The following is a 26,366-nucleotide window of genomic DNA, read 5'->3' as shown; positions in this document are numbered from 1 at the left end:
CATTTTTAAGGAGCGCACGACGTGATCAGCACCTCAACCGTCGTCAATTCAGTCGTAGAAAAACTCCGCGCCGCCCTGGCTCGCGGTCAGTGGCGCCGGGGCGAAATGCTGCCCGGCCAGCGCGAACTGGCCGAACAGATGGGCATCAGCCGCCCCAGCCTGCGCGAAGCGGTCATCGTGCTGGAAACCCTCGGCTTGGTGCGCTCCATGCCCGGCAAAGGCGTGGTCGTGCTGGAAACCAGCGTCAGCGAACCACAATCGAGCGACGCCGTGGCCGACGCCAGCCTCGAAGACATCCTGCAACTGCGCTACACCCTCGAACCCTTTATCGTCGGCCTGGTGGCCCAGTCCATCAGCAGCAAGGAAGTCGGCCAATTGCGCCTGACCCTGATGGACATGCGCGAAGCCCTGGATGCCGGTGACGCCGAAGCCGGCATGAACGCTTACCTCGACTTTCATGAGGAACTGTTCGCGCTCACCTCCAACCCGATCTTCCAGAACGTGGTGCAGCAAACCAGCAATGCCCTCAAGCAAAGCACCCAGGTGCTGCGCAACTCACCCGAGCACCTGGCGGAACGCCTGCAGGAAAATGAGGCGGTGGTACGCGCCATCCGCAACAAGAACAGCGCCCTGGCCAGTGCCGAGATGCGCCGGCATATCCTCCAGGAAGGCCTGCGCATGGGCATTCGCCTGAATATCCCGGACGATCATCTGGGCAGCTGATTTATTGGAGACCGGCCATGACCGCCCACGCCCTGCAACACGACCCCTACTTGCCCACCCTGCGCCTGGTGGCCGGCAAGAAGCCTTCGGTGGATGACATCTACCCACGGTTGTTCGACGCAATCCTCGAACAACGCATCGCCCCGGCCAGCCGCTTCACCGAAGAAAGCCTGGGCGAAACCTTCGGCGTGAGCCGCAGCGTGATCCGTCGGGTATTGGCCAAACTGTCCCATCAGCAAGTGATTATCCTGCGTCCGAACCAGCGCGCCCAAGTGGCGGCGCCGGATGCCCAGCAGACGCGGCAAATCCTCGAAGCGCGGCGCATGACCGAAATGACCGTGGTGCAATTGGCATGCGCCCAGGCCAGCTCCGGGCAAATCCGCCAATTACGCGAATTGATCGCCCGCGAGCGCGATTGCATTGAACGTGACCAGCGTGGGCCGGCGATACGCTTGTCGGGGGAGTTTCACCTGCAGTTGGCAGCCATAGCAGGAAATGCGCCGCTGGCGCAGTTCCTGAACAGCCTGGTGCCGCTGACGTCGTTGATCATTGCGCAATATGAGGCCAAAGCCTGCACGTATTGCGCGTGGCAGGAGCATGTGGCGATTGTCGACGCAGTTGAGCAACGCGACGTCAACCGTGCGATCAGCCTGATGACCCAGCATTTGGATCACCTGGAATCGAAACTGCTCAAGCTAACGCAATAGCTATCTAACGCCTGAGGGCCCAGGCAATCTCACACCCTGTTTGCGCACAATTTGAGTGCGTATTACAGGTACCAATCATGAAATCAGATTCAAAAATACGACCAGCACTGTTCAGCGTGCTTTCGCAACTGAACACGCAAAAAACAACAATGCCACTGGAAATGCAGACGGCTCTGAACGAGTTGAACGATGCTGCGCTTTACACGGGAGCGAAAATATTCCAGCTCAACAAACTTGAAGAAGCCGAGCGCTTTCTAAACATAGCCGCCGCGACCGGCAACGCTTGGTCTCAGTTCGCCCTGGCCACATGCGGTGCTTACCGCGACGGCATCTGGCATCACAAGAACGGTGAGGTCACTTCCCACGCAAGCGACGATACAAAGAAATGGCTCAGATTGGCTGCGGCTCAGAACTATATTCCTGCCTTGATACAACTGGGTGACGCCCAGTCCCTGGAAAAAGCCAAGGGCCTGCTGACCAACCCGGCGAGCCAAGAGAATCCCCAGGGCATGTATTACATGTACCTCATTACCAATGACACCCACTGGTTGGAGAAGTCCGCCGCCGTCGGCTGGAACCAAGCCCAATACAAACTCGCCCAGTTGTATCAACAAAAGCCTGAGATCTTTAGTAACGACACCCTACGCCACGCCCGAATCGAAGAACTCCTGCAAGCGTCCGCAGACGGTGGACTGCCTTTGGCGGTACACGCACGAGTCTTTTCTGATGAGTCGAATGCCAGCTTTGCCGAAAAACAATCACGTCTTGCTCAACTGGCGTGGATGGGACAGGTATACGGGATGCTCGAATACGGCTACGCACTCGCCAACTTTGCACGCGCGCAAAAAGACGCATCCCGCTATGCCCCTGGCGAGCGACAGGCGCCGCGCACGTACGGCCTAGCCAAGGACCTCGGCCTGGCCTACGCGATGTTGAAGTATGTACTCAAGAAAACAGCGGAGGTTGAAGAGGTTCCCATGCTTGCATCCGACCTCCACGCAATCGAAATGCAGATGACGCAAATGGATTGGGAAAAGGCCAACACGACCCTGACCCAACTTGCAGAAAAGGCTATTGAACCCTTCTCTCGCCTTGAGGAGTTGATCATTCCGGGCACTGCGAAATAATCGTCCAATAGCGGGCTGCCCGGGTTCACCGGGCCAAAAAAAATCCCTGAATCGTGAGATTCAGGGATTCTTCCAGTACCAGTCGTTGTTTTACAACACCGATTAACCACTCAACGCCAGGTCCAGCAACTCACGGTTGGCCACCGCGTACATGGCGTAGTCCGTGCCGACCGCAGCACGGATTTCCACCATCATTGCGACCCAACGATCAGCCATGTCCTTGTGCTGCTCAAGCCACAGGGCCACGCGGGCTTCCATGTCCTGTGGCGCGTCGGCCATTTGCAGGACGGAAATGGTGATCGCACGTTGCTGCCAGTCCACATCGTCGCGGAACGCTTCGCGGGCCTGGGCCTGCCAGTTGTTGGCCACGGGCAGATCGCTGATCTGCTGCAGATACCACGGCAGGTCCAGGGCGCTGCCGACAGCGAAGTAGGCCTTGGCCACTTCGGCGGCGTCATGCCCGGTCACATCAGCGGCTTCGATGATCGGCAGCAAGGTGTACAGGTGGGTCGTGCCTGCAACCATGCGCGCCAGCAACTCCGGCACGCCGGCTTCGGTGTAGGCCTGGTAGCGGGTCTGCCAGCCTTCGCGGGTCGGACCTTCCAGCAGTTCGTCGAGCTTGAGGCCCAACGCGGCCAGGTGCGGACCGAAGTGCGCGGTGTCACGGCCGGCGTCCTGCTCGTTGCGACGGCTGCGCAGGAACCAGCGCGTGGCGCGACGGCCCAGGCGCATCAACTCATCCATCAACTGCAATTGCACGTCAGCGGAGACCTGGTGGTCCAGGGCTTCGATCTGGCGGAACCAGTGCGGGAGGTGGAAGATGTCGCGCACGATCACGTAGGCACCGGCCACGTTCGCCGGGCTCATGCCGGTCGACTCCTTGAGTCGCTGCACAAAGGTGATGCCCATGTGGTTGACCAGGTCGTTGGCGATCTGGGTGCTGACGATCTCGCGCTTCAGACGGTGGCGACGCATGGCTTCGCCGAACTTGGCCACCAGGCTCGGTGGGAACGCGGTCTCCATGTCGCGGGTCAGGTAGTCGTCATCCGGTACCAGCGACTTGAGCAGCGCTTCCTTGAGGTCGATCTTGCTGTAGGAAATCAGCACCGACAGTTCCGGACGGGTCAGGCCCTTGCCGGTGGAAGCGCGCTCGGTGAGCTGCTCCTCGGTCGGCAGGTACTCGATGGCGCGGTCCAGCTTGCCACGGCCTTCCAGGTCGCTCATCAGGCGCTTGTACTCGGCGGCACGCTCGTAGGCACGGCGCGCAGCCAGGGACAGGGCCTGGGTCTGCTTGTAGTTGTTGCCCAACACCAGGCTGCCGACTTCGTCGGTCATGCTCGCCAGCAACTGGTTGCGTTGCTTGTCGGTCATGTCGCCGGCCTGCACCACTTCGTTGAGCAGGATCTTGATGTTCACTTCGTGGTCGGAGCAGTCCACGCCACCGGCGTTGTCGATGAAGTCGGTGTTGGAGCCGCCACCATTGAGACCGAATTCCACACGGCCCAGCTGGGTCATGCCGAGGTTACCGCCCTCGCCCACCACCTTGCAGCGCAGCTCGTTGCCGTTGACGCGCAGCGCGTCGTTGGCCTTGTCGCCTACATCGGCATGGCTTTCGGTGCTGGCCTTGACGTAGGTACCGATACCGCCGTTCCACAACAGGTCCACCGGCGCCTTGAGCAAGGCGTTCAGCAGTTCGGTCGGGGTCAGCTTGTCGGCCGAAATGTCAAAGCGTTCCTTCATCTGTGGCGAGATGGCAATGCTCTTCGCGCTGCGCGAGAAGATACCGCCGCCTTCGGACATGATGCTGGTGTCGTAGTCGGTCCAGGCCGAACGCGGCAGCTCGAACATGCGCTGGCGCTCGACGAAGCTGGTGGCCGGGTTCGGGTTCGGGTCGATAAAGATATGCAGGTGGTTGAAGGCCGCGACCAGTTGCAGCTTGTCGGACATCAACAGGCCGTTACCGAACACGTCGCCGGCCATATCGCCGACGCCCACCACGGTGATGCTGTCTTCCTGCACGTTGATGCCGCGCTCACGGAAGTGACGCTGCACACCGACCCAAGCCCCCTTGGCAGTGATGCCCATTTTCTTGTGGTCGTAACCGGCGGAACCACCGGAGGCAAAGGCATCGCCCAGCCAGAAGCCGTAGTCGATGGCGATGCCGTTGGCGATGTCGGAGAAGGTCGCGGTGCCCTTGTCCGCTGCCACCACCAGGTACGGGTCATCGTCGTCATGGCGCACGACGTTGGCCGGCGGCACCAGGGCGCCATCCTTCAGGTTGTCGGTGATGTCCAACAGGCCGGAAATGAAGATGCGGTAGCAGGCGATGCCCTCGGCCGCGATCTCGTCACGGCTGCCGCCCAATGGCAGGCGACGCGGCAGGAAGCCGCCCTTGGCGCCCACCGGCACGATCACCGAGTTCTTCACTTGCTGGGCTTTGACCAGGCCGAGCACTTCGGTACGGAAGTCTTCTTCACGGTCGGACCAGCGCAGGCCGCCACGGGCCACATTGCCAAAGCGTAGGTGCACGCCTTCGACACGCGGCGAGTAGACGAAGATTTCAAACTTCGGCACCGGCTTGGGCAGCTCGGGGATGGCACGCGGGTCGAACTTGAAGCTGAAGTACGACTTGTTCTGGCCGTTGGCGTCGGTCTGGTAGAAGTTGGTGCGCAGGGTGGCCTTGATCAGGTCCAGGTAGCGCCGCAGGATGCGGTCTTCGTTGAGCACCTGGACGTCGTCCAGGGCCGTGAGGATCGCTTGTTCCAGGCGTTGCTGCTTGTCTTCCAGGTCATCGGCGGTGAGCTTGCGCGCCAGATAGAAGCGGGTCTTGAACAACCGGGTCAACTCGCGGGCGATGTCGGTGTGGTTGTTCAGGGTGCTGGCGATGTAGCCGAGGTCGAAGCCCAGGCGGATCTGCTTCAGGTAACGGGCGTAGGCACGCAACAGCGCGACGTCGCGCCATGGCAGGCCGGCGGTGAGTACCAGGCGGTTGAACGCATCGTTCTCTGCATCGCCATGCACGATGTGCACGAACGCGTCCTGCAGGGTGTCGTTGAGCTGCTGGATGTCCAGGTTCACGCCTTCGGCGGCGATGAACGCAAAATCGTGGATCCAGAACTCGCGGCCGTTGGCATGGCGCAGGCGGTACGGGAACTCACCCAGCACGCGCAGGCCGAGGTTTTCCAGGATCGGCAAGACGTCGGACAGCGCCAGCGGGGTATCGGCGTGATACAGCTTGCAATGCAGCTCGCGCTGGCCGGAGACCTGGCCCAGCGGCTGATAGAAGCTCATCACCAGCGGGTTGGCTTCGGTGAGGCTGAGCAGGTGCTGCATGTCGACCACGGCCGAGTGCGCAGCGAAACGCTCGCGGTAGCCGGCCGGGAAGCCTTTCGGGAAGTCCGCCAGCACGTTGGTGCCGTGGGCTTCGCCGAAGCTTTCCACAACGAGGCTGGAGTAGTCGTCCTGCCAGCTGCGGCAGGCCTGCACCACTTCTTTTTCCAGTTGCAGCGGGTCGATGTCCAGGCGGTTCTTCGGGTCGACCCGCAGAATCAGCTGCACGCGCGCCAGCACGGATTCGGAGAAGAAGGTCCAGAATTCGCAGTCCGAGGCTTTCAGGCGATCCATCAGCACTTGCTGGATCTTCTGGCGCACTTCGGTGGAATAGATGTCGCGCGGCACGTAGGCCAGGCAGTAGCAGAAACGACCGTACGGGTCTTTACGCAGGAACACACGGATCTTGTTGCGTTCCTGGATCTGCACGATCGACATCACGGTGCTGAACAGCTCGTCGACCGGGGTCTGGAACAGGTCGTCACGGGGCAGCACTTCAACGACTTGAGCAAGCTCCTTGCCCAGGTGCGCCTTGGCCTGGAAGCCCGAGCGACGCTCGATTTCCGCGACCTTGCGGCGGATATACGGGATGACGCGCACGCTTTCGCCATACACCGACGAGGTGTAGAGGCCCATGAAGCGGCATTCCTTGATCACCTTGCCGTCGGCATCGATCTGGCGGATCGACACGTAGTCCGGGTAAGCCGGGCGGTGCACACGGCTTGGGTGCGCGGCCTTGGCGAACGACAGCACGGTCGGCTCGCGCAGGTACGACACGGCGTAGTCTTCGATGCGCAGGTCGTCGGCGGTCAGGCCGGCGCGCAGCAGCTTGGTCAGACCGAGGAACGAGCTGGCGTCATATTCGATATGACCGCCGTCCGCCTCGTCACGTACCACGAACTCTTCATAGCCGAGGAAGGTGAAGTGGTTGCCCACCAGCCATTCCAGGAAGTTCTTGATCTCGGCTTTTTCTTCGCCGTCGATGCCGAACGGGCTGGCGTCGATACCGTCGAGCAGCTCCTGGACCTTGGCCTTCATCGGTTCGAAATCGGCCACGGCCACGCGCACTTCGCCCAGTACCTGCTCAAGCTCTTTGCTCAGCACGTTGAGTTCGGCGGCGTTGGCGCAGCGGTCGATTTCCAGGTACATCAGCGATTCTTGCTCGATGCCTTCGCCCTGGGTGCCCTTGGGCAGGATTTCCAGCAACTCGCCCTTGCTGCCACGGCGCACGCTGAGCACGGTGGTCTGCAGGGTGTGGATGCTGTAGCCACGGCGGTTCAGCTCGGTGCGTACCGAGTCCACCAGGAATGGCAGGTCATGGTGCAGCACTTCGACCGCAGTGTGGGTCGATTGCCAGCCATGACGTTCGTAATCGGGGTTGTAGACCCGCACTTGCGGTTGGGTGTGATCAAAGCGCTCAAGCAGGCGCCAGGCAGACAGGGTGCAACCGGCCAGGTCGGAAAGGCGACGCTGGGTCAGTTCATCCAGGGAAATGATGCCGAAGAATTGCTCAGCGAACAGCGCCACTTGTGGCAGTGCCTGTTCACTGATGTGCTGCGCCAGTGCCGCTTGCAGTTGATGCTGGAAGTCGGCCTTGCTGGCTGCGGTGAAGAACGCCATCTGTGGTACTCCGCTTGGGCTTGTTATTGATGGAAGCGTCGCGTGTTATCCCCTGGTGGGGAGACCGTCAGCTCTGTTCGCAGGTAACGAGTTAAGCACCATAAACGAATCAGGGTGACAGGTGGGTGAAGCTGGACAAGACAATGAGGTCACATACAACGTCCATAAGATGCGCACCTTGCCGGGTGACGGTACGACGGGCAGGTCAGGCGCCTGGCACGTGCACATCCGTTGCGCAGCTTAACGAGTGTGGGAAGCCGGGTGCTTGCGATGCTGCGACATATTCGGTCATCGGTACGCAGGCGTGGGGTTGCGACTTGGGCAACCCGGAATTCCCGGTAGAAAAACCGGCTATTTTCCCCGCCCCGAGTACCGAAAATGACCGGTATTGCCCGTCAGGTCATGCGCTGGGTCTGACACAGGAAGCAGCACAAAATTCGCCGCAATGGCACAATTGCCTACGCAACGCCCTACCCTAGACAGGATTCCCCATGCTGCAACTGAAAACCGACGCCCTGATGGCCACCCCGTGCGACGACGAAGAAGACAACATGGCCATGCTCTGCTGCCACGGCAGGAACGGCGAGATGTTCATGCTCACCCGCTACCCCGACGAAGACGAAGTGGAACTGACCTGGGACTATGAGCCGTCGACCCTGGATGGGCTGAAAGTCACCCTCAGCGACACGACAATGCGGGTAGAGCTGGCAGCGGGCGATGCCGATGCACTGGGCGGCAAGGACCAATTGGAGATAACCCACACCACCGCCGCAGCGGAGATGGCAGAAGTGGAACAAACCCTGCAAAACATCCTCAAGGGCACCGGCACCTACATCCGCGCCTGAATCGCACTGGCGCAGCCTTCACCGATGCCCTTGACCGTTGGTCGGTACTGTTATTTCTAACAGTACCCGGCCCCGTGTTTCCGGCCTTAGCTGAGCAAAGCAACGGTGACTGCACGGGTGCCTCGATGAAATCCCTCAGCAAGTTTCTGGCCATTGGCCTTTTGGCTACGGTTTCATCAGCGCTGGCGGCATCCGCAGCCAACACTGACTATTCACACTTGATTCTGCTGATCAAAGACGACGGATCCAGGTCGCGAAATCTTCAGGACCTCGTCGACCCCTCCAGCACCTTCCAGCACCGCGTGCCCAACATCAAGCCGCTGGTAACGCCGAGCAAGGCCCGCACGCTGGCGGATGCAGAAGCCCTGCGCCGCCATCGGCTGGACCGCTACTACATCGTCGACACGCGCCACTTGAGCCACAGGCAGGCTGACGCACTGCGCCAGCAACTCCAGCAAGACCCGGCCATAGAAGACGTCGACTTTGAACCCGTGGTGGAGGGCATGCACGACGACAAGGCCGAACCCATCGCAGGCAGTGCGCGCGGCAGCATACCGGACCATACCGGACGCCAGCACTACCTGCTCGGCCGACAAGCCGTGCCGCCCTACAACATCGGCGGTGTAAACGCGGTGAAGGCCTGGACCGTACCCGGTGGCAAGGGCTACAACATGCGGGTGATCTCTTCGGAGATCGATCATTGGGCCTACAACCACGTGGACCTGCCCAAACCTTTTCTGGAAGTCGATGCAGGGGCTCTTACTGGCTACCACGACACGGCCAGCGTCGGCACCATCGGCTCCAGGGACAACGGCTTCGGCACCACCGGCATCGTGCCCCATGCACAACTGGGCTATTCGCAATATGGCCCCAGCCGATTGCTGCAAACCGCCGAACAACTGAGCCCCGGCGATGTGTTGCAACTGGGCGTGCATATGAATTACACGCCCTTTCCAGCAGTCGGCTGCACCCAGAACTGCTACATGCCCCTGGAATACAACAGCATGGTACGCGACATCATCACCTACCTGACGATGGAAAAAGGTGTGCATGTCGTACTGGCTGCGGCAAACGGCAATATCAACCTGGACCACCCCTACTTCAACGGCTACTTTGATCGCAACAGATTCGATTCCGGCAGCATCTACGCGGGCGCCGTGTACCCCACGAGCGGTTTGAGAGCCTATTACTCCCAATACGGCAGACGCGTCGACCTGTTCAGTTGGGGCGGCTCCGTCACCACGACGACCTGGACCACCGCCAACCCCACCAGCGCCTATACCCACACCTACAGCGGCACCTCCTCCGCCAACCCGATCATTGCCGGGGTGATGGCATCGCTGCAAGGTGTGGCGCGGGCCAATGGCCTGGGCAATCTCGCCCCCAAGGAACTGCGCAGAATCCTCGTGGAGACCGGCTATCCACAAGCCAACGGCAACCGTACCGAGATTGGCGTGCAACCGGACCTGGAGGCCGCCATCCGCAAACTGCTTGCCGACGGCGCCGGCCAACCGCCCACGGGCCGGCTGGCCATCCCCGAGCAAGCCAAATCGGGAGAGACGTTCAACGGCCATGTCTATGCGCAATCGCCCACGCAAAAACCGCTGACCTATCGCTGGAATGCCGACGGGTTTACCCCTCCGGACGGGGATGGACCGACCTTGGCATTGACCGCCCCGCCCGTAACCGCCGATACCCTGACCTCGATTTCCGTGGCGGTGTCCGACGGCACCCACACCCTCAACCTGAGGGAAAACATGACCATCAAGGCCCCTGACGCGCCTCCGGTCGGCGACTGCGCCGCCCCCTGGATTGCGAGCAAGGTATATGCCTCCGCTGGCGAAAAAGTCTCCTACAGCGGTTACAACTACCAAGTGGCGCACTGGACGCAAAACGCTCGCCCCGATCTGAACTTTGTTGAAACCGGCGCCGCCAAACCCTGGCGGCGCCTGGGCACCTGCGGCAGCGGGCTGCCGGTCGCCAGGATCACCGGCCCTTCCAGTGTTGAGGCCGGCAAGGCGGTGCTGCTATCGGGGGCCTCCTCCACGGGCCAAGGCTTGCGCTTCGCCTGGGCGGCCACTGGCTTCAACCCGGACTTTTCGGCGCAAGCATCCAGCAGCTTTATTGCTCCGAATACGGCGGGAACACGCGTCATCACCCTGACCGTCACCGATGAACGCGATCGCCGCGCAACCGCCAGCCACAGCCTCACGGTGACCACCGGCACCCCCGCCAACCGCCCACCCGTCGGCAGCCTGCAGGGCAGCGAAACGGTCGATTCGGGCAAGGCCGTGAGCTTCATCGCCAACGCCAGCGACCCTGACGGCGACGCGATGAGCTACACATGGACGCGCCCGACCGGCTTCACCGGCACCATCGGCAATACCCGCAGCGTCACCCTCACCGCCCCTGCGGTCACCGGCGATACCCGCGTCATCGTCAGTGTCGTGGTCAGTGACGGGCGCGGCGGTACGCTGCGACTGGAAAAACCGATCACCGTCAAGGCCCCGCCACCTTCGGGCAGTTGCCGCGACATTCCGGCGTGGTCGCCCACCAAGGTGTATTCAACCTACGCAGAGGCGGTGTCGTACAACGGCATGGCCTACAAACAGAACTTCTACAGCCTCGACAAACGCCCGGATCTCAACTCTGCCGTGCATAGCCAGCCTTGGCATCCCGGGGTGCCCTGCCGTTGAAGCAGAGGCGGTGAGCGGACACGCCTGCTCGCCGTCCTTTGTGCCTCTCACACAATTTTCCTACAAGTTTTGCTAAAAATACCCCGCGTGCCGTTAGTCGCCACCCCCTGCCATGCATTAAAGTAGGCGCCCCAGGCTGTCGTTTGTTACATGACGCACAGGCTCATCTCTCCAGGAACCGTCATCGATGGAACATCGTGAAGCGCTGCTCGCGCTGCGAACCTTTCTTTCTACGCAGATTCTCGGCCAGGAAAAACTCATCGATCGCCTGCTGATCGCCCTGCTCGCCGACGGCCATATGCTGGTGGAAGGCGCGCCGGGCCTGGCCAAGACCAAGGCGATCAAAGAGCTGGCCGAAGGCATCGAAGCGCAGTTCCATCGTATCCAGTTCACCCCCGACCTGTTGCCCGCCGACATCACCGGCACCGAGATCTATCGCCCGGAAACCGGCAGTTTCGTGTTCCAGCAAGGGCCGATCTTCCACAACCTGGTGCTGGCGGACGAGATCAACCGCGCCCCGGCCAAGGTGCAATCGGCGCTGTTGGAGGCCATGGCCGAGCGCCAGGTCAGCGTCGGGCGCAGTACCTACGACCTGTCCCCGCTGTTTCTGGTGATGGCCACGCAAAACCCCATCGAGCAGGAAGGCACCTACCCGCTGCCCGAGGCCCAGCTCGACCGTTTCCTGATGCACGTCAAGATCGGCTTCCCCGACGCGGCCGTCGAACGGCGCATCCTGCAACAGGCCCGTGGCGAAGCCCTCAACGGCGAAACCAAGCCCGAGCGCCGCGTCAGCCAGCAGGCGATCTTTGCCGCGCGCAAGGAAATCCTCGGCCTGTACATGGCCGATGCGGTGGAGGAATACCTGGTGCAACTGGTCATGGCCACGCGCACCCCGGCCAAGTTCGACCCGGAAATGGCCGAATGGATCGCCTACGGCGCTAGCCCCCGTGGCTCCATCGCCCTGGATCGCTGCGCGCGCGCCCATGCCTGGCTGGCCGGTCGCGACTTTGTCAGCCCGGAAGACATCCAGGCGGTGCTGTTCGACGTGCTGCGTCATCGCATCATCCTGTCGTTCGAAGCCGAAGCGGCCGGGATTGACCAGGACCGTGTGGTGCAACGCATTCTCGACGTCGTTGCCGTCGCTTGAAGTCGATGAACGCAAGCGATGGGGTGCGCGTCACGCTCAGCGAGCTGATCGAGATGCGCCACCGCGTGCGCGAAGTGCAGCTGTTTTCCACGCCAAGCCAGCGCAGCCCGTTGATTGGCCTGCACCACTCCAAGCTGCGCGGGCGCGGTGTCGACTTCGACCAGGTGCGCGTGTACCAGGCCGGCGATGATGTGCGCACCATCGACTGGCGCGTGACCGCACGCACCCAGGAGCCGCACACCAAGCTGTTCCACGAAGAACGCGAGCGGCCGATCTTCATCATGGTCGAGCAAAGCTGCCGGCTGTTTTTCGGCTCGGGGCAGATGTTCAAGTCGGTGCTCGCCGCTCAAGCCGCCAGCCTGATCGGCTGGGCCGCGTTAGGGCACAACGACCGCGTCGGCGGGCTGGTGTTCGGCGACAACGAGCACTACGAAATCAAGCCGCGCCGCAGCAAGCAAAGCCTGCTGCAATTGCTCAACCGCCTGGTGCGCGTCAACCAGAGCCTGGACACCGAAAGCCGCCCGGAGGCCGACGCCCTGGGCATGGCCCTGCGCCGTGGCCGCGAAGTGCTGCGTCCCGGCAGCCTGGTAATCGTGATCTGCGACGAACGTGCCCTCACCGAGGGCGCCGAGCAGCAATTGAGCCTGCTGTCACGCCATTGCGACTTGCTGCTGTTGCCGATCTCCGACCCGCTGGACCACGCCCTCCCCGCCGCCGGGCTGCTGCGTTTTGCGCAACGCGGGGCGCAATTGGAACTGGATACGCTGAACTTCGATTTGCGCCAGGCCTACAAGGCCCAGGCCGAAGCGCGCATCGCCCGTTGGGAACTGCTCGCGCAGAAACTGCGGATCCTGCTGATGCCCCTGAGCACCCAGAGCCAAATGGTCGAACAACTGCGCGAATACCTCAACCCGCAACGCCCGGTTAAAAAGCAATGAGCAGCCTCGACCAACTGCAACCGCTGATCGCCCCGCCGCCCATCGGCTTCTGGCCGCCCGCGCCGGGCTGGTGGCTGTTGCTGCTGGTCATCCCGCTGCTGGGTTGGGGGTTGTGGTCGCTGCGCCGCTTCTTGCCGACTCGACGCCCCCTGGCCCGCGCCGAACAACCGCTGGACCCGCTGCGCATCGCCGCCCTGGCGGAGTTGGCGCTGATGCCCAAACCCTACGATGGCGCGCCCGCCGGCGCCTGGCTGCAACAGCTCAATGGCCTGCTCAAGCGCCTGTGCCGCAACGACTATCCCTATAGCCAGAGCCATACCCTCAACGGCCGCAAATGGCTGGCATTCCTCGACAACCGTTGCCCGGCCGCCGGCCTCACGCGCTGGATGGTGCTGGTGGAGGGTGCCTACAAACCCGAATGCAAACTCGACGACAAGGCCATCGCCGGCCTGACCCAAGCGGTCGACACCTGGATCCGCAAACATGTTTGAGTTCGCCTGGCCGTGGATCTTCATCCTGTTGCCCTTGCCGTGGGTGATGCGGTTCATCCTGCCGGCGGCCGACAGCGGCGAGCCCGCCCTTAAAGTCAGCTACCTCGGCGATCTCGAAAGCCTGGCCCGCCGCCGTGCGCGGGTGAACCTGCCGGGCTGGCGTCAACAGGCGCCCTTCGTGGTGCTGTGGCTGCTGCTGCTGAGCGCAGCTGCGCGCCCGGAATGGCTGGGCGAGCCACTGCCGATTGCCGCCAGCGGCCGCGATTTGCTGGTGGCGGTGGACGTGTCCGGCTCCATGGACTTTCCCGACATGCACTGGCAGGACGAAGACGTCAGCCGCCTGAACCTGGTCAAGCACCTGCTCGGCGACTTCCTTGAAGGCCGCGAAGGCGACCGCGTGGGCCTGATCCTGTTCGGCAGCCAGGCCTACCTCCAGGCACCGCTGACCTTTGACCGCCGCACCGTGCGCACCTGGCTGGATGAGGCGCGCATCGGCATCGCCGGCAAGAACACCGCCATTGGCGATGCCATAGGCCTGGCGCTGAAACGCCTGCGTCAGCGGCCTGCGCAAAGCCGCGTGCTGATCCTGGTCACCGATGGCGCCAACAACGCCGGGCAGATCGCGCCCCTGATCGCCGCGCGCCTGGCGGCCGAAGAAGGGGTGAAGATCTACCCCATCGGCATCGGCGCCGACCCTGAGCAAACCGGTTCCCTGGGCATCCTTGGCGTCAACCCGAGCCTGGACCTCGACGAGCCGGCACTCAGGGCGATTGCCGAGGCCACCGGCGGCCAATACTTCCGTGCCCGCGATGGCCAGGAGCTGGAAGCGATCAAGCAGACACTGGACAAGCTCGAGCCCGTCGAACAGCAACCGACCCAGACACGCCCGGCGCAGGCGCTGTACAGCGGACCGCTGGCCCTGGCGCTGATCCTGAGCATGTTGCTGGTGATCCACGAACGCTGGCCAAACAACGCCCTGCAACGCGGGTTCAACAAACTGTCGAGCAAGGGAATCTTCCTGCAACAGCATCCGCAATGGCGCCAGCGCCTTAAACGCCTGCGTCTACGGAGGCGTCGATGATCGCCCTGTGGCCACATTGGTTCCGTCCCTGGTGGCTGTTGCTGCTGCCGCTGCTCGGCTGGTTGCTGTGGCAACTGTGGCATAGGCAAAAGCGCGCCGGGCGCTGGCAGATGATCCTGCCGCCGGCCTTTCACGCCGTACTGCTCAGCGGTGGCAGCGGGCGCGAAAGCAAATCGCCGTGGGTGTTGCTGGGCCTCGCCTGGCTGTTGGCGGTGCTGGCGTTGCTGGGTCCCAGCTGGCAACGGGTTGAACAAACCAGCCAGAAACCCTCCGACCCGTTGGTGGTGCTGCTCGAACTGACCCCGGAAATGCTCGCCACCGACAGCCCGCCCAACCGCCTCGAACAGGCACGGCGCAAGCTCTATGACTTGTTGCAGGCGCGCAGCGATGCGCAAACCGCCATCGTCGTGTATGCCGGCAGCGCCCACACCCTGGTGCCGCTGTCGGACGACCTGGCCACCAGCCGCAACCTGCTCGACGCCCTGCGCCCCTCGATCATGCCGGAGTCCGGCCACCGCGCCGACCTGGCGGTGGAGAAAGCCCTGGACCTGCTCAAGCATGGCGGCCTGGGCCAGGGTCGCCTGCTGCTGGTCGGCTCATCGCTGTCCAAACAGGAACGCCAGGGCATTCGCCTGCTGCTGCAGGGCAACCAGGCGCCGAGCCTGTCGATCCTGGGCATCGGCAGCCGTGAAGGTACGCCGGTGACCCAGGAAAGCGGCGAATTCCTCAAGGACGAACAAGGCGCGATCCTGGTACCGCGCCTCGACAGCCCGACACTCAAGGCCTTCGCCAACGAAATGGGCGGCCGCTACCGGGCCGCACGCCTGGACGATAAAGACCTGCGCCAGCTCGGCGTGCTGGACCCGCCCCAAGCCCTGCGCAACGACGGCCAGTTACTGCACCTCGACACCTGGGCCGACCAGGGATACTGGCTGCTGCTGCCGCTGTTGCTGCTGGCCGCCTGCGCCGGGCGGCGCGGCTGGTTGTTCTTTTTACCGCTGCTGCTGTTGGGCGCGCCACAACCCAGCTATGCCTTTGAATTCCAGGATTTGTGGCTGCGGCCGGACCAGCAAGGCCAATACCTGCTCAAGCAGAAACGCCCCGCCGAGGCCGCAGAGCACTTCCAGGATCCGCAGTGGCAAGGCGTCGCCCTGTACGCGGCCGGCAACTATGCCGAGGCCATCAAGCGGTTTGCCGAGGGCAATGACGCCTATTCCCACTACAATCGCGGCAACGCCCTGGCCAGGTCCGGTGAACTCGAAGCGGCCATCGACGCCTACGAACAAGCCCTGGAAGCCCAGCCCGACCTGCAACCGGCACTGAAAAACAAGGCCCTGGTAGAAGCCCTGATCCAGGAACAGACAGAACCCGAGCCGCAAACGCAGGCAAAAAACGAGGATGACGAAACCACCCAACCCGGCCAAACTGCGCAACCGGGCGCCACTGGGCAAAATGCCACAGGTGGCGAGCAGTCGTCCCAGGGCCAGGGCGAAGCCGGCACCGGCGATACCCAGGCCGGCACCCCGCCGCCAGCCGCTGGCAACGACGTGCCGGGCAGCGAGTTGGGCGATGAGCACACCACCACCCCGCCGCTGCTTGCTGCCGACGCCAACCTCGACGGTGAACACCGCCAGGCCCTGGAACAATGGCTGCAGGAGATCCCGGACAATCCCGGCGAACTGCTGCGACGCAAATTCTGGTACGAACAGCAACAGCATCAGGACAAGACTCGATGAGCCGCCGCACCACCCTTCTGCTTCTGCTCGCGTTGTCGGCAGGCCACGCCCAGGCGGCCAGCCTGGTCGCCAGCGTCGACCGCAACCGTCTCAATTCCGGGGAGACGGTGGAACTGACGGTGGAATCCAGCGATGTCACCCAGTTCGGCAAGCCCGACCTGTCGCCCCTGGATGCGCAATTCGAAGTCAGTGGCACGCGCCAGCTCAACCAACTCACGACGTTGGGTGGCGATAACCATGCGACCACACGCTGGATCATTACCCTGCTGCCCAAACAGAACGGCACGGTGGTGATTCCGCCGCTGCAAGTGGGTGAGTACACGACCCAGCCGATCAGCCTGCAAGTGCTGGAAACCACCAGCCAGGACACCAACGCCGAGCTGGCCCCGGTGTTTGTCGAAGCCAACCTCGACCAGACCAGCGTGTACGTCCAGGCCCAGGCACTGTTGACCGTGCGCGTGTACCACTCGGTGTCGCTGTATGACGACAGCAGCTTGACGCCGTTGCAGATCCCCGATGCCCGTGTCGAACAGTTGGGCGAGTCGCGCACCTATGAAAAGGTCATCAACAGCATCCGCCATGGCGTGATCGAAACCCGCTACGCGATCTACCCGCAGCACAGCGGCACCCTGGAGATTCCCGCGCAGACATTCAGCGCCACGCTGGTGGAGTCGCGTCCGCCCCAGGAAAACACACTGCAGGGCACCAAGCCCGGCAAGCTGATCCATGTGAGTTCGGCGGCGCTGCCACTGGCGGTCAAGCCCAAGCCCGCGCTGTACCCCGTCGATGCGCCCTGGTTGCCGGCTCGCAGCCTCACGCTCACCGAGAGCTGGAACCCGGAGCCGGAACATGTACAAGTCGGCGATTCCCTGACCCGCAGCCTGACCGTCAAGGCCGAAGGCCTGTCCAGCGCCCAACTGCCGGCCCTGCCCAGCACCGACATCAACGGCCTGCGCCGCTACCCTGACCAGCCGGTGCTCGGCAACCAGACCAGTGACCGTGGCCTGATCGGCAGTCGCGAAGACCGTGAGGCCCTGGTGCCCAACCGTGTCGGCGCCCTGGAACTGCCTGCCGTCGAGGTGGTGTGGTGGAACACCCACGAGGACCATCTGGAACGCACCAGCCTGCCGGCCCGCACCTTGCAAGTGGCCAACAACCCCAGCCTGGCGGTGGACACGCCGGCCATCCCGACCATCATCACCGCACCGGACGACAGCCGCCTGTGGCTGTGGCAACTCAGCACCCTGCTCCTGGCCTGCACCACCTTGCTGGGCTTCGGCCTGTGGTGGCGGGCCCGTCGGCAACCGGCGGTACTGCGCGCCGCGCAAACCGGCCCGAGCCCGCGCACCCTGCTCGACGACCTCAAGCGTGCCACCCAGGCCAACGACCCCCAGGCCACCCGCCAGGCACTGGATGCCTGGGCGCGGCAACAGCCGGAAACCCTGGCGGATATGGCGGCACGGTTTGTGCCGTTGTCGGATGCACTGGATGGGCTCAATGGCGCGCTGTACAGCGAGAGCGGTCAATACTGGCTGGGTGAAGAGCTGTGGCGTGCGGTCAAGGCCATCCCCATGGCCGAGCGCGAGCAGGGCCCGGCGACGGACACCACCAGTTTGCCGCCGCTGTATCCCAAATAAGCCCTCCCAGATTTGACTTGTGCTGCCTGGGGGACCTGTATTGTTAAAGGCCAGCAATCCATAGATTCGTTAAAATTGCAGGACGTGCATTTGATCAGCAGCGCCAATAGCCTCGCCGACGGAGCGGCGGGCCGCATCCAGGGTGGACGCCCTCCTTTGAATATTCCCGCGTGGGGCGTGGAAATAATCAATCAAAGGACATCCACCGTCTAAAGGCGTTAAAGCAGGCCTTACTGATTGGCAGACAATGCCGATGAGCACTCCTGCATCGGCTCCTTATGTGGGTTTTCCGGAATCGAACCAGTTGACCATAAACCGCGCGTAATCAGCGCCAGCCTCAGCCAGTTTTGGATCGCGCTTTTCATTGGTCACACTTTCAAGCCAATCCCTGGGATTCATTGGTGCTTCCTTTGGCTCGCTTTTTTTTTCCGGCGACTGATGATGTACGGGAGGTAAGGTGAACGAGTAAAGAAGGTGATCACCACCGGGATTAATTGCACTCATATTCAATTTATCCTTCAAACAGTTCATAGGTATCCCACCTTCAGGTGGGACCTGTTTTGAGTGCATGTTCATCAGCGGTCAGTTCCAAGCGCGCCTGGTAACAGGGTATTTACAGGTAAACTCTCCAGCTTTATCGCCCTGCTTTGTTTTCGGCGGCCATTCATCCTCTTTTCCTCTACGGAGTTCGCCTTGCGTCTGTTCCACACCTCCGACTGGCACCTGGGCCAAAACCTCCACGGCCAGGAACGCGACTTCGAACACGCCTGCTTCCTCGAGTGGCTGCTGCGCCAGATCGCGGCCCAGCAACCCGATGTGCTGTTGATCGCCGGCGATATCTTCGACACCGTCAACCCGCCGCTCAAGGCCCAGGAGCGTCTGTACGATTTCATCATCAGCGCCCACGAACAAAACCCCAAGCTGACCATTGTGATGATCGCCGGCAACCACGACTCCGGCTCGCGCATCGAGCTGCCCGCGCCGTTGATGCGGCGCCTGCGTACCCATGCCCTCGGCCGCGTGCTGTGGCTGGATGACGGCCAACTGGATGCCGAGCGCCTGCTGATCCCGTTGCCGGATGCCAAAGGCAAGATCGCCGCGTGGTGCCTGGCGCTGCCGTTCCTGCGCCCGGCGGAAGTCACCGGTGCCCACCTGGGTGATGACTACCTGCAGGGTATCGGCCAGGTACATGAATGGCTGATCGCCGCCGCCAACGCCAAACGCAAAAAAGGCCAGGCGCTGATTGCCATCAGCCATGCGCACATGGCCGGTGGTTCGGTGTCGGAAGACTCCGAGCGCAGCCTGATCATCGGCAACGCCGAGGCGCTGCCGGCCACACTGTTCGACAAGAGTGTGGGCTATGTGGCCCTCGGCCATTTGCACAAGCCGCAAAAGGTCAATGGCGAAGAGCGCATTCGCTACAGCGGCTCACCGATTCCACTGTCGTTTTCCGAAATCGGCTACAAGCACCAGATTCTCGATGTGACGTTCCAGGGCCAATGCCTGGTGAGCGTCGAACCGCTGCTGATTCCCCGCTCGGTCGACCTGCAACGCCTGGAAGCCGCGCCGCTGGCGGATATTCTTAAACAGCTGGCAGAGCTGCCCGATATCGACCTGCTCGCCGAAACCCAGCGCCATCCCTGGCTGGAAGTGCGCGTACTTCTGGACGAGCCCCAGCCCGACCTGCGCCAGCAGATCGAAACCGCCCTACAAGGCAAGGCCGTGCGCCTGGTGCGTATCGCCGCCGAGTACGCGGGTAAACGTGGCAGTGATGCCCATGACGAAGAGCGCTTTATCGAACTCGATCAACTCTCGCCGCAAGAGCTGTTCAGCCGTGCCTGGCAGGACAGCTACGGCAGTGAAGTGGATGAACAGACCTTGAAGGATTTCGCCGTGCTGCTCCAGGAAGTGCAACAGGCAGGTGAACAGCCATGAAGATTCTTGCCATCCGCCTGAAAAACCTCGCCTCCCTGGCCGGGCCGTTCGAGATCGACTTTACTGCCGAGCCCCTGGCCAGTGCCGGGCTGTTCGCGATTACCGGGCCGACCGGCGCCGGTAAAAGCACCCTGCTCGATGCCCTGTGCCTGGCGCTGTTTGGCGCCGTGCCACGCCTGGGCGATACCGGCCAGGCCAAGATGCCGGATGCCGACAGCGATATTTCCATCGGCGATCCACGCACCCTGATCCGGCGTGGCACCGGTGGCGGCTACGCCGAAGTGGACTTTGTCGGTGTCAGCGGCCGTCGCTACCGGGCGCGCTGGGAAGCCAATCGCGCCCGCGACAAGGCCAGCGGCAAATTGCAGAACAGTCGGCAGAGCCTGATCGACCTGGACAGCGACCAACTGCTGGCCAGCCAGAAGACCGAATACAAAACCCAGCTGGAACTGGCCCTGGGCCTGAACTTCGAGCAGTTCACCCGCGCGGTGTTGCTGGCGCAAAGCGAGTTCAGCGCCTTCCTCAAGGCCAACGACAATGAGCGCAGCGAACTGCTGGAAAAGCTCACCGACACCGCGCTGTACACCCAGCTCGGCCGCCGCGCATTCGACAAGGCCAAGGAGGCCAAGGATACGCACAAACACCTGCAGGACCAGGCTACCGGCGTAGTGCCCCTGGCCCCTGAAGCGCGCGCCGAACTGGACCAGCAATTCGACGCGGCCCAGCAGCAGCTCAAGACCCAGCAGGCGCAGCTCAAGCAGTTGGAGTTGCAGCACACCTGGCTCAAGGAACTGCGCGAATGGCAGGACCGCCAGCGCAGTGCCACCGAGCAGCTCCAGCGCGCACAGGCCGATTGGGACAGCCAGGATGCACAGCGCCAAGACCTGAGCCGCCTGGACCAATTGGCGCCGCAGCGGCATCAGTTTGCGCGCCAGGCCGAACTCGACACCTTGCTCACACCGCTGGCTACGCAGATTCAGGCGCACATCGAGCAACAGGCCGAATTGCATACCCGCCAGGCGCAGGCCCAACAGCAGCAGGCATCCGCCCAGGCGGCACTGGCCGAAGCGCTCAAGGCCCAGGGCGATGCGGTGCCGTTGCTGCGCCAGGCCTTTGAAGCACAAAACACCCTTGCCCACCTGACCAGAGACCTGGCCAAGCGCAACGAGGAAAAACAGCAACACGAAGCCGCCTGTGCCGAAGGCCAGACGCTGCTCAAGGGTTTGCAGGACAAACACGCCCACGTTGCCGAGCGCTTGCAACGCCTGGCCGCCGAACTTGAACGCAGCAGCGCCCTCGCCCCGCTCAGCGATGCCTGGAACGCCTACCGCGATCGCTTGCAACAGTTGATGCTGATCGGAAATCGCCTGAAAAAAGGCCAGGCCGAACTGCCACAACTTGAACAGCGTGCGACCAGCGCCGCAGAAAAATTTGCCCAGCAACGCGAAGCCCTCGACCTGCTGTATCAAGAAGCCGGCGCCGAACCCCATGCCGTGGCCGAACAGGTGCAACTGCTGGCCAGCCTGTTGCAGGACAATCGCAAGCAGCAGCGCGCCTTCGAAGACCTGTCACGCCTGTGGGACAGCCAGCAGCAACTGGAGCAGCAAGCCGTTGCCCTCACGCAAAAGCTCGCCGATGCCGCCCAGCAACGCGACCAACTGAACCAGACCGGCCTGCAAACCAAGGCCGAGCTGGCCGTGGCTGAACAGACCCTGACGGTGACCAAGCAACTCTTGGAGCGCCAGCGCCTGGCCCGCAGCGCCAGCGTCGAGGAATTGCGCGAACAATTGCAGGACGGCCAGCCCTGCCCGGTGTGCGGCAGCCATGAACACCCGTACCACCAGCCCGAAGCCCTGCTGCAGAGCCTCGGGCGCCACGACGACAACGAAGAGGCCACGGCGCAGAAAGCGGTCGATACCCTCAAGGAAAAACTCACCGAACTGCGCGGTGAAGTCGGCGGCCTGATCGCCCAGCAGAAAGAATTCCTGCAACAACAGGAACACCTGGTCACCCAACAGCAGGCGCTCCAGCCCAGCCTGGACGCACACCCACTGGCGGCCTCGCTGTTCAATCAGGACGCAGCCAAACGCAGCCATTGGTTGGCCCAGCAACTCAGCCAACTGACCCAAAGCATCACCCAGGACGAACAGCGCCAGGCCGCCCTGCTCAACCTGCAGCAAAACGCCGGGCGCTTGCAGCAACAACTGCAAGCCGCTCAGGACAGTAGCCAGCAGACCCGCCAATTAATGCTGGATCAACAGCGCGAGCTGTCCAACGACCGCGAGCGCCTCGACGAAGAACTCAACGCCTTCGCCAACCTGCTCCCCGCCGACACCCTGGAAGGCTTGCGCAGCGACCCGGCCGCGACCTTTATGCAGTTGGACCAGCAGGTCAGCCAACGCCTTGAACAACTGGGCCATCAGAAGGATGAGTTGGCCGAGCAGCAGGAACGCCAGCAGGCCATCGAGAAAGAGCACACGCACCAGCAGCATCGCCAACAGCAGCTCGAGGCCCTGAACCAGCAATTTACCGAGTTGGCCGCGCAGCGACAGGCCGCCCAGGAAAAACTCGGGGCCTTGCTGGGCGAGCACGCCAGCGCCGAACACTGGCAACAACAACTGGAACAGGCCGTGGTGCAGGCACGCCAGAGCGAGACGGACGCCAACCAGCAGTTGCAGGACATCTGCAACCAACTGATCCAGCTGGCCGCCGACCTCAAGGCCCGGCAGGAGCGCCGGCAATCCCTTGAAGCCGAGCAGCAGGCCCTCCAGACCCGCACCCACGAATGGCGCGCCCTGCACCCCGAGCTGGATGACGAGGGCCTGGCGCGTCTGCTGGCGTTCGATGACACACACATCGCCACGCTGCGCGAGCATCTGCACAGCAGCGAAAAAGCCGTCGAGCAAGCCAAGGTATTGCTGCAGGAACGCGAACAACGCCTCGCCGAACACCAGGCCCTGCACAACGGCAACCTGGACGCCGAACAACTCGACGGCGCCCTGGCTGCGCTCAATCAACACTTGGCCGACGGCGAAAAACACTGCGCCGAACTGCGCGCGCGCCAGTCCGAAGACCAGCGTCGCCAGGACGCCAACAGTGCCCTGGCCGAACAGATCGCCAAGGCCTATGACGAGTGGCAACGCTGGGCACGCCTGAACGCACTGATCGGCTCGGCCACCGGCGATACCTTCCGCAAGATTGCCCAGGCCTACAACCTCGACCTGCTGGTGCACCACGCCAACGTGCAACTGCGCCAACTGGTGCGCCGCTACCGTCTCAAGCGCGGCGGCAGCATGTTGGGCCTGCTGGTGATGGACACGGAAATGGGCGATGAACTGCGCTCGGTGCATTCGTTGTCCGGCGGCGAGACGTTCCTGGTGTCCCTGGCCTTGGCCCTGGGCCTGGCGTCGATGGCGTCCAGCACCTTGAAGATCGAATCGCTGTTTATCGACGAGGGCTTTGGCAGCCTCGACCCCGAGTCCCTGCAATTGGCCATGGACGCCCTCGACGGCTTGCAGGCCCAGGGGCGCAAGGTGGCGGTGATCTCCCACGTGCAGGAAATGCACGAACGCATCCCGGTGCAGATCCAGGTCAAGCGCCAGGGCAATGGCCTGAGCACCCTGGAGGTCAAGTGAGCGAGGCGCTGCTGTATTCGTTCCGGCGCTGCCCCTATGCGATGCGCGCACGCCTGGCGCTGCGCTACTCGGGGGTGGCGGTGCGGATTGTCGAGGTGAGCCTCAAGGCCAAGCCGGCGGAGATGCTGGCACTGTCGCCCAAGGGCACGGTGCCGGTGCTGGTGGTGGACGGCGTGGTGATCGACGAGAGCCTGGCGATCATGCAATGGGCCTTGGCCCGGCATGATCCGGATAACTGGTTATTGCAGGGGGATCCAGCGGTACTTGAGCTGATCGCCGAGAACGATTCAACCTTTAAACATCACTTGAATCGATACAAGTACCCCGAGCGCTATCCCGAGCAGCCGGTGGAACACTATCGAGCCGAAGGCGAGGTGTTCTTGCAGAAGCTCGAGGGGTTGCTGGCCCAGCACGCCTATCTGCTGGCCGACCACCCTGGCCTGGCGGACATGGCGCTTGCGCCGTTTATACGGCAGTTTGCCCACGTGGACCGCGAATGGTTTGCCGGTACGCCGTACAAAGCGTTGCAACGCTGGTTGGAAGAATTCCTGCAATCGCCACTGTTTATCGGCGTGATGGCGAAGGCTTAGCCTTCGATCAGACTCAACAACCGCTCGCGAGCGATCTCCGGTTCGCCGTCCGTCAACTGCACGGATGACAGGATCGGGGTGGAATAAAGGGCGAGGATAAGTGCGGCGAGTCGAAGTGCCATGCTGTCGATTCCATGAAAGAGCGCGTCAATATTTAAGCGTCAATTTAAACACATGGCAATGCGCCATTACCTCATTTTTTTCTTCGACAGCTGCACAAACGCCAAACCACTCGAACGCGCGTTTACGTTCCAGTGGTTTGGCGTCTGCTTGTGTGCAGGGTCAATCAGCGCTCATTGCTGGGTCTTGTGATCCAGGGCGGCGTAGAAGTTGGCGCTTTGTTGCAGGTATTTCTGGGTGTAGGCGCTGGTGCTGGATTTTTTGCCGCTGACTTCCACGCTGGCGGCGGCAGGCAGGGCCACGGTGGCGGAAACGGCGGAGGCGGCGATGACGGAGAAGAGATTCAAGTTCATGTCGGTAACCCTTGTGTTCGTTCGGTTGGGTGGCCGGGGAAGGCCTTGGAACCCAACTTACGCCCGAGGGTTGAACCTTAGAAATGCTTTGAAACAGTAGCCGCTATTAATACAATTAATACTAAGGGTCAGGCCCCGCATGGCGGGGCCTGTGGCTTATTGACGCACCAGGAACTTGAGGTCGCTGGGGGCATCAATCGGCAGTTTCTGCACGGTTTTACCCAGCAGGCCGGTCTTGGGGTCACGTTCGACCACCACGATTTCGTTACTCTTCTGGTTGGCGATCAGCAGGAACTTGCCGCTCGGGTCCAGGCTGAACTCTCGCGGGTGATCGCCTTCCACCGAGCGCTGCTGCACCTGCTTGAGGTGCGCAGTGGCCGGGTCGATGCTGAACACCAGGATCTGATTGGCCGTGCCACGATTGCTCACGTAGAGGAACTTGCCATCGCTTGACGCGTGCAGCGCCGCGCCGGCTTTGTCCGACACCGGCTGCCCCGGCGCATAGTCCAGCAACTGGGTCTGTGTGAGCGTACCGTCGTGGTAATCGAACACCGCGACCTGGGCGCTCATCTCGGTGGTCAGCCAGGCATGCTTGCCATCTGCGCTGAACAGCAAGTGACGCGGGCCGCTGCCTGGAGGCAATTGCACCGAGGCCGGGTTGGCCGGGGTCAACGGCAGTTCGTGGTTGGCCTTGGGGTCATAACGGTAGGCAAACACCTTGTCGGCACCCAAGTCCTGCACAAACACGTACTTGCCATCCGGCGACGACACCACCGAGTGCACATGGTTGGACGCCTGGCGCTCGGGGTTCACGCGGCTGGCGGGGTGCCCGCTCAACTGCACGGGCGCAGACAGCTTGCCGGTGGCGTCCACCGGCAGGATCGCCAGGCTGCCGCCCGGATCTTGCAGCACCGAATAGTTGGCGACGAACAGGTAGCGCCCATCAGCGGCGACGCTGGAGTGGGTGGGCTCGTTGCCCAGGCTCTGGACCTGGTTGATCAAGGTCAACTGGTGGCTCTGCGGGTCAATGCTGTAACTGCTCACACGCCCCACTGCGTCTTTCTGCCCTGGGCCGTTTTCGTTGACCACAAACAGGTGTTTCTGATCCTTCGAGACCGTCAGCCACGATGGGTTGGCTGCCTTGGCCGCCAGTACCGGCGCGCCCTGGAATTGGCCGGTGCGGCTGTCGAACTGCACGCGGTAAATGCCTTCGCTGGTACCGGCGGTGTAGCTGCCGACCAACAGCTCGTAGGTGTCAGCCGGTGCGGCGTGTACCGACATCGCACCGACACTGCCGGCCATCAGCAGCGGCCAGAATTTACGCATCATCATCGGCTGGGTCCTCATCGTTATTGTTGCCGGTGAACGCGCTCATGCAGATCAGGCGGTGCTCGCCCGACTCACCGGTCAGGGTCCAACTTTGCAAGGGCTCGTCGAAGGTGGCGGCCTGCACCTGCGCCGTGCTGAAGCTCCAGCGTTTTTCGGCACGGCCGTCCATGGCGGTGATCAGCAGCTTTTCATCAGCGAGCTGGAAGTCGAAGGCGTGCAGCCCGTCGATTTCAAGCATATCGCTGGCTTCAAGGACGGTTTTCAGGTTGTCGGCAGTCATCAGGATCATTCATCAGTTCATAAAGACGCTGATGATAGGCCAATCT

General features: G+C 62.5%; 20 protein-coding genes. 14 read left to right on the top strand and 6 right to left on the bottom strand.

All coding sequences use genetic code 11. The features are described 5' to 3' along the window. The first annotated feature begins 21 nt into the window (after positions 1–21). From PspCFBP13509_RS19390 to PspCFBP13509_RS19380, 3 genes are all read left to right on the top strand, one after another. Positions 22–723, top strand: coding sequence for a FadR/GntR family transcriptional regulator (locus PspCFBP13509_RS19390; protein WP_065927995.1), 702 nt, complete (start codon positions 22–24; stop codon positions 721–723). Positions 724–740: 17 nt separating this feature from the next. Continuing rightward, positions 741–1,430, top strand: coding sequence for a GntR family transcriptional regulator (locus PspCFBP13509_RS19385; protein WP_065927994.1), 690 nt, complete (start codon positions 741–743; stop codon positions 1,428–1,430). 77 nt (positions 1,431–1,507) lie between these two features. Next, entirely contained in the window at positions 1,508–2,557 is a 1,050-nt protein-coding gene (locus PspCFBP13509_RS19380) for a hypothetical protein (RefSeq protein ID WP_137212534.1), read from the top strand. 102 nt (positions 2,558–2,659) lie between these two features. On the opposite strand, the gene PspCFBP13509_RS19375 is transcribed toward PspCFBP13509_RS19380, so the two are convergent. Then, positions 2,660–7,507 carry an NAD-glutamate dehydrogenase gene (locus PspCFBP13509_RS19375; RefSeq protein ID WP_137212533.1) on the bottom strand — a complete coding sequence of 1,616 codons (4,848 nt, stop codon included), beginning with the start codon at positions 7,505–7,507 and terminating at the stop codon, positions 2,660–2,662. A 491-nt stretch (positions 7,508–7,998) separates the two neighbouring features. On the opposite strand from PspCFBP13509_RS19375, the gene PspCFBP13509_RS19370 reads away from it, so the two are divergent. From PspCFBP13509_RS19370 to PspCFBP13509_RS19335, 8 genes are all read left to right on the top strand, one after another. Continuing rightward, positions 7,999–8,352 (top strand): hypothetical protein, encoded by a 354-nt coding sequence (locus tag PspCFBP13509_RS19370; protein WP_137212532.1) that lies wholly within the window; start codon positions 7,999–8,001, stop codon positions 8,350–8,352. Between the two features lie 125 nt (positions 8,353–8,477). After that, entirely contained in the window at positions 8,478–11,048 is a 2,571-nt protein-coding gene (locus tag PspCFBP13509_RS19365; protein WP_137212531.1) for a S8 family peptidase, read from the top strand. Positions 11,049–11,235: 187 nt separating this feature from the next. Then, positions 11,236–12,195, top strand: a complete 960-nt coding sequence (locus PspCFBP13509_RS19360; protein ID WP_003174327.1) for an AAA family ATPase — start codon at positions 11,236–11,238, stop codon at positions 12,193–12,195. A gap of 5 nt (positions 12,196–12,200) precedes the next feature. Further along, on the top strand, positions 12,201–13,133 hold the full coding sequence (locus PspCFBP13509_RS19355) for a DUF58 domain-containing protein (protein WP_065927989.1): 933 nt from the start codon (positions 12,201–12,203) through the stop codon (positions 13,131–13,133). Then, complete coding sequence (locus tag PspCFBP13509_RS19350) at positions 13,130–13,624, top strand: DUF4381 domain-containing protein (protein WP_065927988.1); 495 nt, start codon at positions 13,130–13,132, stop codon at positions 13,622–13,624. The genes PspCFBP13509_RS19355 and PspCFBP13509_RS19350 overlap by 4 nt, the downstream gene beginning before the upstream one ends. Continuing rightward, positions 13,617–14,705, top strand: coding sequence for a vWA domain-containing protein (locus PspCFBP13509_RS19345; protein WP_137212530.1), 1,089 nt, complete (start codon positions 13,617–13,619; stop codon positions 14,703–14,705). The genes PspCFBP13509_RS19350 and PspCFBP13509_RS19345 overlap by 8 nt, the downstream gene beginning before the upstream one ends. After that, on the top strand, positions 14,702–16,441 hold the full coding sequence (locus PspCFBP13509_RS19340) for a tetratricopeptide repeat protein (RefSeq protein WP_065927986.1): 1,740 nt from the start codon (positions 14,702–14,704) through the stop codon (positions 16,439–16,441). Before PspCFBP13509_RS19345 ends, PspCFBP13509_RS19340 begins: the two co-directional genes overlap by 4 nt. Then, a complete protein-coding gene (locus PspCFBP13509_RS19335; RefSeq protein WP_065948228.1) occupies positions 16,438–18,078 on the top strand; it encodes a BatD family protein in 1,641 nt (546 codons plus the stop codon). The genes PspCFBP13509_RS19340 and PspCFBP13509_RS19335 overlap by 4 nt, the downstream gene beginning before the upstream one ends. A 276-nt stretch (positions 18,079–18,354) precedes the next feature. On the opposite strand, the gene PspCFBP13509_RS19330 is transcribed toward PspCFBP13509_RS19335, so the two are convergent. Next, entirely contained in the window at positions 18,355–18,582 is a 228-nt protein-coding gene (locus PspCFBP13509_RS19330; RefSeq protein WP_137212529.1) for a hypothetical protein, read from the bottom strand. A gap of 189 nt (positions 18,583–18,771) precedes the next feature. Here PspCFBP13509_RS19330 and PspCFBP13509_RS19325 point away from each other — a divergent pair, with 189 nt between their 5' ends. From PspCFBP13509_RS19325 to PspCFBP13509_RS19315, 3 genes are read left to right on the top strand one after another with little or no spacing between them, the layout of a single operon-like run. Continuing rightward, positions 18,772–20,013 carry an exonuclease SbcCD subunit D C-terminal domain-containing protein gene (locus tag PspCFBP13509_RS19325; RefSeq protein ID WP_137212528.1) on the top strand — a complete coding sequence of 414 codons (1,242 nt, stop codon included), beginning with the start codon at positions 18,772–18,774 and terminating at the stop codon, positions 20,011–20,013. Next, positions 20,010–23,648, top strand: a complete 3,639-nt coding sequence (locus PspCFBP13509_RS19320) for an AAA family ATPase (protein ID WP_137212527.1) — start codon at positions 20,010–20,012, stop codon at positions 23,646–23,648. The genes PspCFBP13509_RS19325 and PspCFBP13509_RS19320 overlap by 4 nt, the downstream gene beginning before the upstream one ends. Continuing rightward, complete coding sequence (locus tag PspCFBP13509_RS19315; protein WP_137212526.1) at positions 23,645–24,238, top strand: glutathione S-transferase; 594 nt, start codon at positions 23,645–23,647, stop codon at positions 24,236–24,238. The genes PspCFBP13509_RS19320 and PspCFBP13509_RS19315 overlap by 4 nt, the downstream gene beginning before the upstream one ends. Here PspCFBP13509_RS19315 and PspCFBP13509_RS31980 read toward each other — a convergent pair. The 4 genes from PspCFBP13509_RS31980 to PspCFBP13509_RS19300 form a co-directional block, all read right to left on the bottom strand. After that, positions 24,235–24,360, bottom strand: a complete 126-nt coding sequence (locus PspCFBP13509_RS31980; protein WP_256097795.1) for a hypothetical protein — start codon at positions 24,358–24,360, stop codon at positions 24,235–24,237. The two genes, PspCFBP13509_RS19315 and PspCFBP13509_RS31980, sit on opposite strands and share 4 nt — an antisense overlap. Before the next feature lie 171 nt (positions 24,361–24,531). Next, the gene (locus tag PspCFBP13509_RS19310; RefSeq protein ID WP_027608577.1) at positions 24,532–24,711 is read right to left on the bottom strand and encodes a hypothetical protein; all 180 of its coding nucleotides are present in this window, start codon (positions 24,709–24,711) and stop codon (positions 24,532–24,534) included. A 156-nt stretch (positions 24,712–24,867) separates the two neighbouring features. Beyond that, positions 24,868–26,043 (bottom strand): lactonase family protein, encoded by a 1,176-nt coding sequence (locus PspCFBP13509_RS19305; protein ID WP_065927981.1) that lies wholly within the window; start codon positions 26,041–26,043, stop codon positions 24,868–24,870. Beyond that, a complete protein-coding gene (locus tag PspCFBP13509_RS19300; protein WP_074848180.1) occupies positions 26,030–26,320 on the bottom strand; it encodes a DUF5629 family protein in 291 nt (96 codons plus the stop codon). The genes PspCFBP13509_RS19305 and PspCFBP13509_RS19300 overlap by 14 nt, the downstream gene beginning before the upstream one ends. Positions 26,321–26,366: the final 46 nt, after the last annotated feature.

It is taken from the genome of Pseudomonas sp. CFBP13509 (genome assembly GCF_005233485.1).
GTDB classification, from domain to species: Bacteria; Pseudomonadota; Gammaproteobacteria; order Pseudomonadales; family Pseudomonadaceae; genus Aquipseudomonas; species Aquipseudomonas marginalis.
This window is presented reverse-complemented; position numbering and strand designations above follow the sequence as displayed.